12 protein-coding genes and 1 pseudogene are annotated in these 11,343 nt (G+C 54.5%); 3 read left to right on the top strand and 10 right to left on the bottom strand.

What is annotated here, in order from left to right; translation table 11 throughout:
- The 8 genes and pseudogenes from ACR0J8_RS23350 to ACR0J8_RS23315 all read right to left on the bottom strand — a co-directional run.
- Positions 1 to 99, bottom strand: a pseudogene (locus tag ACR0J8_RS23350) (IS5/IS1182 family transposase); the annotation flags it as partial.
- The gene (locus ACR0J8_RS23345) at positions 89 to 664 is read right to left on the bottom strand and encodes a recombinase family protein (protein WP_480527887.1); all 576 of its coding nucleotides are present in this window, start codon (positions 662 to 664) and stop codon (positions 89 to 91) included. The pseudogene ACR0J8_RS23350 and the gene ACR0J8_RS23345, both read right to left, overlap by 11 nt.
- Entirely contained in the window at positions 661 to 1,704 is a 1,044-nt protein-coding gene (locus tag ACR0J8_RS23340; protein WP_480442451.1) for a tyrosine-type recombinase/integrase, read from the bottom strand. Before ACR0J8_RS23340 ends, ACR0J8_RS23345 begins: the two co-directional genes overlap by 4 nt.
- On the bottom strand, positions 1,701 to 3,401 hold the full coding sequence (locus ACR0J8_RS23335) for a tyrosine-type recombinase/integrase (protein ID WP_480527890.1): 1,701 nt from the start codon (positions 3,399 to 3,401) through the stop codon (positions 1,701 to 1,703). The genes ACR0J8_RS23340 and ACR0J8_RS23335 overlap by 4 nt, the downstream gene beginning before the upstream one ends.
- 166 nt (positions 3,402 to 3,567) lie before the next feature.
- A complete protein-coding gene (locus ACR0J8_RS23330) occupies positions 3,568 to 3,774 on the bottom strand; it encodes a helix-turn-helix domain-containing protein (protein WP_480442453.1) in 207 nt (68 codons plus the stop codon).
- A 180-nt stretch (positions 3,775 to 3,954) separates the two neighbouring features.
- Positions 3,955 to 4,575 carry a hypothetical protein gene (locus ACR0J8_RS23325; protein WP_480892620.1) on the bottom strand — a complete coding sequence of 207 codons (621 nt, stop codon included), beginning with the start codon at positions 4,573 to 4,575 and terminating at the stop codon, positions 3,955 to 3,957.
- Between the two features lie 39 nt (positions 4,576 to 4,614).
- Positions 4,615 to 4,788, bottom strand: a complete 174-nt coding sequence (locus ACR0J8_RS23320; RefSeq protein WP_480892618.1) for a hypothetical protein — start codon at positions 4,786 to 4,788, stop codon at positions 4,615 to 4,617.
- A gap of 852 nt (positions 4,789 to 5,640) precedes the next feature.
- Complete coding sequence (locus ACR0J8_RS23315; protein WP_480892616.1) at positions 5,641 to 6,570, bottom strand: DMT family transporter; 930 nt, start codon at positions 6,568 to 6,570, stop codon at positions 5,641 to 5,643.
- A 231-nt stretch (positions 6,571 to 6,801) separates the two neighbouring features.
- Between ACR0J8_RS23315 and ACR0J8_RS23310 the strand changes: the two genes are divergently transcribed.
- Together ACR0J8_RS23310 and ACR0J8_RS23305 are read left to right on the top strand one after the other, a co-directional pair.
- A protein-coding gene (locus ACR0J8_RS23310) for an IS5 family transposase (protein ID WP_480892615.1) occupies positions 6,802 to 7,589 on the top strand; the annotation gives its coding sequence in 2 pieces (ribosomal slippage) (positions 6,802 to 7,138 and positions 7,138 to 7,589; 789 coding nt in all).
- Positions 7,590 to 7,704: 115 nt separating this feature from the next.
- Positions 7,705 to 9,231: a hypothetical protein gene (locus ACR0J8_RS23305; protein ID WP_480892612.1), complete on the top strand. Its 1,527-nt coding sequence runs from the start codon at positions 7,705 to 7,707 to the stop codon at positions 9,229 to 9,231.
- Between the two features lie 239 nt (positions 9,232 to 9,470).
- On the opposite strand, the gene ACR0J8_RS23300 is transcribed toward ACR0J8_RS23305, so the two are convergent.
- Both ACR0J8_RS23300 and ACR0J8_RS23295 read right to left on the bottom strand, forming a co-directional pair.
- Complete coding sequence (locus ACR0J8_RS23300) at positions 9,471 to 9,722, bottom strand: hypothetical protein (RefSeq protein ID WP_480527410.1); 252 nt, start codon at positions 9,720 to 9,722, stop codon at positions 9,471 to 9,473.
- Between the two features lie 88 nt (positions 9,723 to 9,810).
- On the bottom strand, positions 9,811 to 10,251 hold the full coding sequence (locus tag ACR0J8_RS23295) for a hypothetical protein (protein WP_480527411.1): 441 nt from the start codon (positions 10,249 to 10,251) through the stop codon (positions 9,811 to 9,813).
- Positions 10,252 to 10,490: 239 nt separating this feature from the next.
- Between ACR0J8_RS23295 and ACR0J8_RS23290 the strand changes: the two genes are divergently transcribed.
- Positions 10,491 to 10,793 (top strand): hypothetical protein, encoded by a 303-nt coding sequence (locus ACR0J8_RS23290; RefSeq protein ID WP_170617598.1) that lies wholly within the window; start codon positions 10,491 to 10,493, stop codon positions 10,791 to 10,793.
- Positions 10,794 to 11,343: the final 550 nt, after the last annotated feature.

Here is an 11,343-nt window from a genome sequence, read left to right as displayed (position 1 = left end):
GTACTTAACCGGTTTCTTGCGCTGCTTCCGGCCAGGGATGCAGGCGCGTATCTCTTTGTCTTTCAACGCTTCCCGGAACCAATCGGCGTCAATGCCCCTCTGAGAACTCTTGAAGCACCCGCCGGACAATCTCAGATTCTGCTGCGTTGATCATTCGTTCTCCTGTGACGGGTTGGCCGTCCGGCCCGAGACGCCGGACGACGTCGTAGCCATAGCTGCTGCCGCCACCGGAGCGTCCAAGCTCCACCCGCCCGCGCAGACCGCGCCGGGTTTTGTCGGCCAGATCTTTGAGGAACAGTTGGTTCATGGTCCCCTTGAGACCCACATGCAACTCACTGATCTCGCCTTCGGTCAGAGTCATGATGCCGACCCCTGCAAAGCTCAGGCGTTTGAATATCGCAGCGATGTCTGCCTGGTCCCGGCTCAACCGATCCAGCGCCTCTGCCAAGATCAGATCAACTCGTCCTTCCTGGGTTGCATTGAACAGCGCTTGCAGCCCGGGACGCAACATGGACGCGCCAGAGACCGCTCGATCCGAATAGGCGTCAACAACAGTCCAGCCCTCGCGTTCTGCCCGCTCCCGGCACAGTCGCATCTGGTCTTCGATGGATGCGTCTCGCTGCATCTGGCTGGAGAAACGGGCATAGATTGCGACTCGGGTCATCGACAGACCTTTTTCTTCTGGTTGATCAGATCCGCGTAGTCGCGGCCTGCTTCAATGGTTTGGGCGTGAATGTAGTGATGCTCTGCCGTTCCGAAGCTCGTATGAGCCAAAATTGGTCGGATCAGCTTTGCGTGTTCCGGAGAGGAGCGCGCCAATGTCGTTGCGGCGGCATCCCGGAAGAAATGCGGTGGGATGCGGCGACCCGTCAGCTTCAGGGTCTGCTCCGCGATCCGGGGGCTCAGCGCATCTTGCTTTAATGGTGCGCCTGTCCTGCCGACCCACAAGACATCGTGTTGTTGTTGGCCACGCTCCATAAAAAAGGGACGGGCTTCGTTGACATAACGACGCAAGAGCGGCTCAACGCATCTAGGAACGTCAGCCTCCCAGGGCTGCCCTGATTTGGTCAGATCCCCCGGGAGCGCGACGGTCATGGTGTTTGCTGTGACATGCAAGGATATGCCAATCCGAAGGCCTGCAAAGGCGCGTCGCCGCATCGGCATCAAGGCCAGCATGGCAATCATGGTGCCATCCCGCAGGCACATCATACGGCGCAGCGGTGTTGGTGCTGCTTCTGCATGATCCGTCGCCAGAGACATTCCCGCCTTGAATAGAACCTCGCTGGACAACACACGCCCAAGTTTGCGATCCCGATCACCCCGTCCTGCGGTGCGCTTCAATCCCGCTTTCAATCTCCGCTGAGCGGACCAGTCCTGTGTCGGGTCAGCCGCGGAGAGGATACACAAAACGCCGTCAATGAACATCAACCGGGTCATTGGCCGGGTGTGTGAGAGGTCCCGAAGCCAAGCGGACATGCGCGGCAGAGTCGCGCGTCGAGCCGGAGGCAGTGTGATCGCCTTCGCATCGCTGGTAATCAGCCATTGCAGCCATCGGGCATAGCGCAGTTCTAACGTCTTCAACGAGGTCGCGCGTAGATGTGACAGCGCGCCGCAATCGTCGAGTGGGCCACCTTCTATCTGAAGGTTGAGCCACATCTCCCGGTCTTGCACGGGCCAATCAGACAGAGGCAGAACAAGGCTCATAAGCGACGCCCTTTCTTGGCGTCTATCAGGTCAGCAAAGGCGCGTGTTGCCGACCGTGCCTCAAGACCGGAATACATGTTGATCGTGTGGCTGACCTCCGAATGTCCGAGCAACCGGCGCGCGACCTCATAGCCGCCGGGATTGGCGTCGAGCCAGTTCATCACCGCAAAATGCCGAAACAGGTGGGCATTCATCTCCAACCCCGTTTCCTTCCGGATCCGTTTGGAGACGCGCGCAGACAGAACGCCAGGATCAACCGAATGCTGACCATCCCTCCGGGGAAACAGCCAAGGCGTTCCCGCGGGGCAGAGTTCCGGACAGCGAGATTTGAGATGCACGTCGATCATGCGCAATACATCACGCGGGATCTCGAACTCGACAGGGCGCTCATTTTTGGTCTCGCCGTCTTCCAGAACCAGGTAGGCTCGGCCATCACCAGGACGGTGCAGGTGGCGTTCCAGGTGGATGCCAGCCAGGTTCTTCACGCGAACCGGGCAGACCAGCAAGATGGCGATGGCGAGTGCATCTTCGCGCGCCAGAGCCCAGCCATACGGTTTGGACGTGCCGCGTGGTCGCGCGAAAATCCGTTCAGGCAGGAGCAGCAGGCGCTGTTGATGCCGATCCTCTTGCAACACTCGAAGTCTGCTTCGGTTCTTTTGGGTCATGCCATTCTGAGGTTTGACCGCCAGGCGCGTGGCAAGCCCGGCCAGTGCATCGCGAGCGTCATCGGGTGCATAAAGTATCCGGGCCAGGTTGCGGAGCAGCGCGGCGATCTCACTGATCATCTTTGTGGTCTGGTTGTTGGTGCGCGATAACATCTGGCGCAAACCCTGTTCAGCCATCACCGGATTGATCAGGACGTCCAATCCGCCAATCTCCGCGATCGGGATACCAGAGTGAACGAGTTCGGAGGCAAACCGAACCAACTGTCTTTGGTATTGGGACAGGGTCGCGGGTCGGAGTACCCTGTTCTGACCGTCATCTGCCAGCGGGTCCGGAGTTGCAAGACGGTGCATCAATTTTGCAAGCTCGCTTTGGAACGGCGTAGGAAATGCTGTCACGGGAAAGGTGATGACCTTCTGGCGCGTTTCCAGAGGCAGGATGGCCTTGGGCCATTCAGAAATACGTCGGACCGCCAGGTTCCAGCCGTTGACCGCAGCCCGATACGCGACATCCGGTGATTTGCTGATCTCGTTATGCGCAAGGGCTTCTCGATAGGCCGCGCCATGCTCTTTGCGCACAGTGGCGGGTTTGACGCCTTGCCGGTTCAGAAAATGCACGAAGCGGCAGAGTGCAGGTTGCAATGTCTTGTCGCCGGACGCCAGTACATTCGCCCAGAGCGCTTGCCAATCGGGAGACAGATCATCGATCCGGTTGAAGCGCCGTTCCACCAGCCCGAAATGCGCGAGGGCGGCACGCGCATCACTCACCGCGTTTTGCCAACTCTTCGCTGTAAGACCGAGTGCTGCGGGTGTGACTTTGGACAAACGGGGCTGCAACCAGCGACTGTCGCAGGGCACATCCTCTGGCGGCAGCCCAAGGGCTTTGGCCACGCGGCGCAGACCGGAGATCATGTCGCGGCGGCGTCCGTCCGACAGAGAGCTGTCGGAGCGCAGTTGGTCGATGAGCTCGGCGAACATCGGTGTGTCGGCTTTGACGAAGGCCAATGTCAATGGAACGGGGCTCTGGCTAGTCATCGGGTTTACGTTCCTTTGGACATGTCAGGTCTCGGGGGGACGGGTGTGGACAGGAGGTCCGATTCGGGAAAAGCGTAGCACAGAAAGTTCGCAACTTACGGGGATGCCCTCTTCCCGAAGTGCCCGTAACACTTTGACATTAATGGACATTAATGGTCACGATTACCTACCAGCACTGTGCCTGCCGGTAGGCGGCATGAGCTGCCGGATCAATGCGGATGAGGCGTCCGCCGGGGCCGACCCGGATGACCTCAAGCAAGCCTGCCGCAATCGCACGGCGCACCGTCTTCTCCGAGCAATTGTCCAGTTCAGCGACGTCTTTCACCGACAGAAGTTTGCGGATTTGTTTATTCTTTGCTTTGATCTGTGGCATCCTGATGCGCCTCCTTTTGGTCAGAGGCGTTCCGGCCCAGTTCCCGTACTGTCTGGGCAGCCAACAATCGGACCAACTGGTCAATCGCTGTCTCAACCTGCCGGTGCGCGTGGTTGTCTGAAGGGGGTATGGCAGGAACGCGTGTCATGCCATGACCATGACAACGCGGGCTTGCTCATTCTAAGTGTATTGATTGCCCGATTCCGGCGGGGCCCAACGCTCCTTCTCTTCGCGCTCAAACTTGTCGCGAAAATAGTCAATATCCACGCGGATCGTCTCACCGCTCAGGATTTGCTCCGGTTCGGTTATGATCCTCACGGCAGCCTGGATAAAGTTTACGAGCGGGCCTTGCCGTTGTCCTCCGGGGCGACCGTCTGAATATGTCGTATAGGTCAGGGGGCGACCGGCATCTTTCCAGGTATAGCAGCAACTCTCGACGATGTACTGACGGCGTTTGTCGCGCGAGAACCGCTTGTCTCGTGGCGACATCTCTGCAACCGCGCCGGGTGTCTCGATGATGCGTCGAATGTCATCCATCACGTCCTGAGCAAGCGTTTTTGCGGTCTCAAGCTTTTTGAGGAGCTGTGGAAGTAGGTCTGCATCTTCTGGCGTCGATGCGAAATAAGTCGAAAGCGAGCCCAATGCGTTCCGGAGTTCTTGTGCAGTAATTGTGCCCCGTTTGGCTTCCCGCAGGAGTGTCTTGAGGTGCTTTTGACCTCGTTCAATCGCTTGCGAGCGCCGGACCTCGGTCAGGTTGATTGCGATGTCTTCATCATTGTTGAGGCAATTCCCAAGAAGCACAGAGAGTTCGCGTACGAGCTTAGTTGGCAAGTCAAACCGTTAAGCCAAGCTCTCGATCATGTCATCAGAGAGAGCACCGCGTTCGCCATAACTGCCGAGCTTCCATGACATGGAACACTTGATCCCATCCATGTGCGGATAGACGGAATAGTCACCATCACCATCTTCAACGTTGCCATGATCGCTCAGGCCACCGTCCAAGTTAGCGTTCATCTTATTCTCCGTTTGGCACACTTCAGGGTCAGGCCGCTCGTCCAAAAGCTTACGTTCATCAAGGCAGTACTGATTGCTCAGAAAGCGCTGGTTGAGACGATGCGGCCCCTTCAAAGGTTGCACATAAACAAAAGAACAGGAAGAGAACAATTTGGCTAGGTTCTGTGTCGAGCGGCCTTCGATATTGGAGGGCTGTCGCGCGTCACACCAGCTACGACTTGTACAACTTGCGGCCGCGCGAAACACAAAGATCCCCAAAAAATAGAGATCAATACACTTAGTCAGCAAGAGCGTAAAATCCGACGTTCCGGGTTGGGATGGGTCTCCCCGTCTCCGTTGCGCCCGGTTTATTCTTGCTGCTTTCCCTGGTGAACGATCAAAAAAAGCGGTGACCACGGTACGTTCACGACCGGCCTCCAATTGTGAACTATGGTTCGGGGACTACCCCATCCCGCACCGACGCGGCTCCTTCTGGCCCGGTGCAGAAACGCGACTACGGAACCCACCGGCCGACCGACGTCTTCAGACACTCGTCGGACCGGGGACCGCCAAGACCGTGCGGGGTCAGAGCGGGGCAGGTGAGAAGCCTGCGGGGAAGCGGCTGGCCTCCGATAAAAGGCATCGCGCGGATACGAACCTGAAAGCGAAGGGCCTTCTCCCGCAAGACCGGGGGGAAGGAGCGGGGGCCGGATATTGTCTGGCGCAAAGACAGGGTGAAAGTTTGCCAAAAAATGAGATCGGCAGAAGCGCAGCTCTGGCGGGTTCTCTAGCACATAACCTCAAGTCTATAGCCGCTTTTAGTAACCAACTAATCGTTCCGACAACATGTAGTGAACGACCATAATAAGCCCATTAGTACCGCCTCGGTGATTTTGCGAGCACGGTAGATACGGTGCGCGTCTTTCTACTTCTTGTGATCGCGATTGCGGTCAGCACTAAGGCACATGCCAAAGCTTGAGGTAAAGAGACGGCTTCGCCAAAAGCAAGAAAACCCACGGCAAACATCGTGGGTAACTCGATACTTCCGACCACCGCAGTTTGGGAGGCTCCAATGACAGGCGAGCAAATCGTGTAGATAAGCTGGGGCACGAACGCGGTGACCAGTCCAATACCAGCAATGAAAAGCCAATCGGATTGTTCTCTAGGAAGAAGCTCTCCAACCTCAGTACCAAGGATGAGCGGTGTGAGGCCCAGTACAGACCCCAGAGAAACTGACGCGATCCGTGCCAACGGCGCAATCCGTGCCAACTTGTGTACGAGGACGCAAATTCCGAAGCCAAACCCAAATGGAGCGGCGAGAGATATCAACAGCGTTGGCAGATGCTCCGCAGGCACTGACGCGGGCGAACCAGCAATGACAGCCGCCACCACAATCAGACCAGCGGCCAATATGGCGCGTCGCGTGGGTGCATCGCCAAACACAGCCCAAGCAATAACTAGGGTGAACACCGGATAGGTCATGTAGAGCACACCCACTGTCGATGCGGGCAACTTCTCCAGCGCCGTTACATATCCGATCCAACCAATCCCCATTACTGCTCCGGCTGAAAGGCCCCAAGTGATCTCTCGCCATTCTTTTCGGTGCAAGATGAGAACTGGAAGCAAAAGAATCGCCGCAACAATGTAGCGATAGAATGCGACCGCATAGGGTGCGACGCCTTGCTCGGTCAGGCTGCGGCTGAAATAGGGAACCAGTCCGAAACAGATTGAAGCAAAAAGGACACCAACAACCGCAAATGCGTAAGGTGTGGGCGATCGATTTCGCGCAGTTGTCGTTGCCATAATCTGGAGCTACCACGCATTTGCATTTTCGTCTTTAAAGATTCTTCGAACGACAGTTTTGCCCACATAAATGCAGTAGAAAAGCGCATTGTGTCCAACGCACCCGTAAGGTCGTTTGCGACATTTGCTATCGCAGTAAAAATAAGTTGGAACACGAAACACCGAACTTAGGCCGTGTTGACAAAAGGGATTCACATCAGGCTTTGAGCATGATTCAAGCTGGCATCTGCGATGGAGACCAGCTTGGCACGAGATTTGATGTCGGACGAGGAGTGGGCTTTCTTTGAACAGTTCATTCTTTCCGTTCGCGCCCCGAATGGTCGCAAACCCACCAACCACCGCCTTGTTCTTGATGGCGTTTTCTGGATAGCACGCACCGGCGCACCGTGGCGGGACCTTCCTGAAGAATTTGGGAACTGGTCGAGTGTCTATCGACAGCTCCGGCGTTGGACACTTGCTGGCCTCTGGGAACAAATCCTGGATGCGCTGACCAAGAGCAGGATCGTTCCTGACGCCCTGCAAATGGTCGACAGCACCGTGGTTCGCGCCCATCATCAGGCAGCGGGCGCAAAAGGGGGACTCCGCGACAGGGTTTTGGCCGCTCAAAGGGTGGCTTCACGACCAAGATCCATCTCCGGGTGAATGCAACCGGTCTGCCGATGAGAACTGACATCACGCCCGGCCAGACGTCCGACTATCTCGGCTTCGATCTCATCATGGACGACAATCTGCCGGAACCTTTAGCGCTGCTGGCCGACAAAGGGTACGATGCAGACAGCATTCGTGACCAAATGCGCAACCGATACATCCAACCGGTAATTCCCATGCGGAAGTCGCGAAAAAAGCGTGTTGGAGTTGATCGCCCACTGTATCGACTGCGGAACCTGGTGGAGAGATGCTTCAATAAGTTGAAGAATGCCCGCCGCGTCGCGACACGTTACGACAAAACCGCAGAGAGCTTCCTCGGTTTCGTCGACATCACATCAATCCGCCTGTGGCTCCGCCATTTGTCAACATGACCTAGAGATGGCGATCACTTCCAAAAGGTGTTGTCTCCTTTGTCGTGCTACCCAGAGTGTGCTACTTAGGTTATTTGGCGCGGCTGACCCCAAGGTGTGACTCTTGCCCTTAGAAGTGAGTAGAGAAGAGGTCCTGGAAGAGCTGGAACGTATTGTTGGTTCGAGTGACTTCGCGGTCAGCAAACGCAACAGATTTTTTTTTGAACACCTCGTCAGAAGTGAAATCGACGGCAGGGGTAAAGAACTTCATGGCACTGCGTTGGCAATGGATGTGTTTGGACGAGGCGCAGACTTTGATCCCAACACTGATCCCGTTGTGCGAACTGAAGCGGTAAAACTGAGAAAGGCATTAAAATATTATTATTTGACCTCAGGTAGACAAAACAGGGTAGAAATATCGGTTCCAAAAGGTCGGTATCGACCCACCTTTCGCATTCGAGAATTTCAGGCAAATAACGCGAGTTTGACTGATGAGCAAACGCCAAGGTTGCCCACGCTAGGCATTAGATCGTTCTCAGGGTCAGAGACTGCGCGTGCAATTTTTTTTCGCGGTGGTTTGCCAGAAGAGATTGCGCTGGAACTCGCCCGTTTCGGTTATGTCCGGGTACTTACAGGTTTTAGGGCCGAAAACTCTAAGTCACAAACCCAGGAAGAACATAACTCGCTTGAGCGCTGCGATTATGTTCTGGGAGGAACGGTTCGCGAAGATGGCGAGTGTTTGCGCATAGTTGTTCAATTGAAACGAAGAGACACCGGTGACCTAGTTTGGTCGGAGCGCAAAGACATCTTTTTGAGCAACGCCAATATTTTCGAAGCTCAAGAAGACGTCGCAAAGCGCTGCGCCGTCTGCATTGCGGATGCATATGGGTTTGTTGCAACCGACGCTGCGAGAAACGCTCAAACGCGACCAGCTTCGGACTCAAACGTGTATGAAGCTTTGTTGGCGTTCCACACCCACCTTCGCGCAAACAAAGTCAGCAGCTTGGCGCGAATGTTGGAACTGTCGCAAGCTGCTGTCAGGGAGAACCCAACCAGTGGCTTGGCGCACGCACTATTGGCGTTTGGATATATTGAACAGGTAGGTGTTGGACAAAAACGATTGAAGTCCGTTGTCGAAGATGGCCGAACTCACGCAGAGAAAGCATTGGCTTTTGAGCCAAATTGCCAGGAGGCTCTGATCGCAGCAGCCGTCTATGCCCAATTGGATGGAGATAAACCTAGTTTTATGCAATTAATTGATGCCGCAATTCGCGCCAATCCGAATGGCAATCTTCTGCTCGCTGTGGCTGGAGGATGGATTGCATTTGTCGGCGACCCCAATAAAGGCGCGGAATTGGTGCGACAAGCGACGGATGCGAATCCCATGTTGCCAACTTGGACCCAGATTACACTTTGCTTGGAAGACGTTGAGAAAGGAGACTTCAAGGCCGCTGTCAAAAAAGTACGCCAAATAGATGTGCGAGACTATTTCATTGATCGTTTGATTATTTCCGCGGTGCATAGCCTCGCCGGTGAAACAGGGCTGGCCAGAGTACAATTGCCTCAAGTAAACGGCGACTTCACAATTGACGAATACATAAACGATCTACCCTTCGCGCGCGGCCTGGTTGAAATGATCCGTGCAGGGTTGGAGCGCCTTTGAATCGGTAGATTCTGGCAAGTGATGGAAGGAGACAAAACTGCTGTTTTGATTTTCGCAAAGTCGCAGGCAATTGAAAAATTCGTTGTTCTTACTCATACACAGCGCGATTTTCGAAGGTTCAACCGTTTTTTCTTGAATCGTCCAACAATCTGCAGCCAGTCGTGATATTTTTGGCGTCTCTTGCGTCCGGTTGAAGACGAGTCTCGTATTGCCCGGCAGAACCTTCGCAATCCTTTGAATCACCGCCGAAAAGAGTCCGGTTGGGTCCCAGTGAGTCTTTGAACACGCAGTACATAGGTTTGCTGCTCAGCTGCATCTGAGTAAAAGAAAAACTCATGGTGCACGCAAGCAAACCGACCGTTGACCAGAAAATCTTCATAAATTTTTTGGTGTAGATCACTAAGGTCGTCAGTCTTTTGGTAGAACTTCAATATGTCTTTGGGCGTTATCGAAAGGACAATGTCCCAAGCTTGTGAATCAAGGTCTTTCATTTTCTTCTCCAATCAATGCGTTTACTGTGGAGCCCCTAAAACACCCGGTGCCTCTTTTTGCAGCGACCCGGTTAAGGCTGAATGCGGATCACTGTTGTTTGCTCGTCCGGTTCGATGAGTTCTCGCGCCCGATGCCAATCATTATGGATTGTTCTCTTTTGACCTGGTCGACAGCGTCAGTAAGCAGGGACTTTTCTGCACTGCTTGCTGCAATCAAGTAATCTGTGATTTCGGGCAGGACGTTATTCCACGTTGGACATGCCAATGCGAACTGAGCGAAGAAGTTTGCTGTGAATTTGAACAGCCGCTCTGCGCTTGTCGCATTGGATTCTCGGGCGGCCCAAAGTAAGGTTTCCCAAAGGCCATTTTCGAAGGCGATCAGCGCCCGAGGAGTCTGGTCAACGTAAATCTGAACTTTGTGCTTTCTGGCAACTGAAAGCTCAGACGTGCGTAAGACCAAATTGTGTGCCGCAGCCGTAGTCGCCGGGTATTGGTTTCGCAGCGTTGTTAGCAGATCAAATTGTGACATCTTTTCTCTCCACCTTTCCAGTTTGTGCAAAACGAAAATGTGAAGAGTTCACCGTTCTTTGGAGGTGTCCTACAGTAGTGCAACTGTTGTTGGATGGACGTCCGACTTCGTTGCGCGTTGCCTGAAAAAAAAGGATTTCGCACAAGACGTAGAATTGCGCATTTTGGGCTCGAAGTAGACGCTCGAAAAATTTGACTGAACGGTTGCTGACCTATCTTTGAGGAATAAAGGAGTTGCGTATGAAAAAATGGGCGTGTTTCGGGTTTGCGGTGTTGGCTTCAGCTTGCGCCACTACTACCCAGGCTCCTTTGGTCACCAATGCAATTGGTCAGACCGCTATTCAAATCAACACAAATGGGCTGACTTGCTACAACTCTGCCTGCCTGGAAATCACAAGAAGCAGCGTTCGTGTAGTCGGACACAAACGAGCGCGGATTCCCAAGGGTATTGATGTCAGCGATGGAACCGTCACACCTGACGAGTTCCAGCGAATGCGCCAAGCAGCAATGCTGGCAGGCGGACCTGGTTCTGGCAATCGGTAAGCAGAGAACAGGTTGAAGTGTGTTCAACGATGAATTCCAGGCATGATGCCCAGAACGCGGATCGACAGATAGGGCTATCCTAGCTGAGAGGCCAGATGCAACGCTTGTGGTTCCCCAGTTTTCTTAGCCATAACGGCAGACCATTTCAATCGAGGCGGATCACCAAAACGGTTTCCATGGGAAACTGTGCAGTCCGACTGGTGAGTAGCTTTCCCTGCTTAGCTATGCAGCGCTTTGGCCAAGACGGCGCATTAGACCGGCGATGCACAAGTCCGCGACAGCGGACCCTCCCATCCTAAAGACGAGAGGCCGACGTCACGGGGGAAGCGATAGCGCATGCGCCAGATGAGCAACCCTGGAAGAATAGAGTTCGGACAGTTTGGCATTGATCTGTTGCATCGTGGTGCGCCTCCTTTTGGTTAGAGGCGTTCCGACCCATTTACTGAAGCACAGAAAATGGGTGTCTAGCCCCCTCGTTCGGCACCACTAAATTGAGGTTTCTCTAATAAGGTTTCAGGCACAGGTGGGCGCATGTTCAGAGCATGATGTG

The sequence above is a fragment of the Ruegeria sp. N11 genome, assembly GCF_056531525.1.
The sequence above is the reverse complement of the archived record's forward strand: the minus strand, read 5'-3'. Positions and strand labels throughout refer to the sequence as shown.

What these genes read in the sequence shown, in the direction of transcription:
- ACR0J8_RS23295 (WP_480527411.1), bottom strand. Translation starts at nt 10,251, where the DNA reads ATGTCACAATTTGATCTGCTAACAACGCTGCGAAACCAATACCCGGCG.
- ACR0J8_RS23290 (WP_170617598.1), top strand. Translation starts at nt 10,491, where the DNA reads ATGAAAAAATGGGCGTGTTTCGGGTTTGCGGTGTTGGCTTCAGCTTGC.
- ACR0J8_RS23320 (WP_480892618.1), bottom strand. Translation starts at nt 4,788, where the DNA reads ATGAACGCTAACTTGGACGGTGGCCTGAGCGATCATGGCAACGTTGAA.
- ACR0J8_RS23345 (WP_480527887.1), bottom strand. Translation starts at nt 664, where the DNA reads ATGACCCGAGTCGCAATCTATGCCCGTTTCTCCAGCCAGATGCAGCGA.
- ACR0J8_RS23315 (WP_480892616.1), bottom strand. Translation starts at nt 6,570, where the DNA reads ATGGCAACGACAACTGCGCGAAATCGATCGCCCACACCTTACGCATTT.
- ACR0J8_RS23300 (WP_480527410.1), bottom strand. Translation starts at nt 9,722, where the DNA reads ATGAAAGACCTTGATTCACAAGCTTGGGACATTGTCCTTTCGATAACG.
- ACR0J8_RS23335 (WP_480527890.1), bottom strand. Translation starts at nt 3,401, where the DNA reads ATGACTAGCCAGAGCCCCGTTCCATTGACATTGGCCTTCGTCAAAGCC.
- ACR0J8_RS23340 (WP_480442451.1), bottom strand. Translation starts at nt 1,704, where the DNA reads ATGAGCCTTGTTCTGCCTCTGTCTGATTGGCCCGTGCAAGACCGGGAG.
- ACR0J8_RS23330 (WP_480442453.1), bottom strand. Translation starts at nt 3,774, where the DNA reads ATGCCACAGATCAAAGCAAAGAATAAACAAATCCGCAAACTTCTGTCG.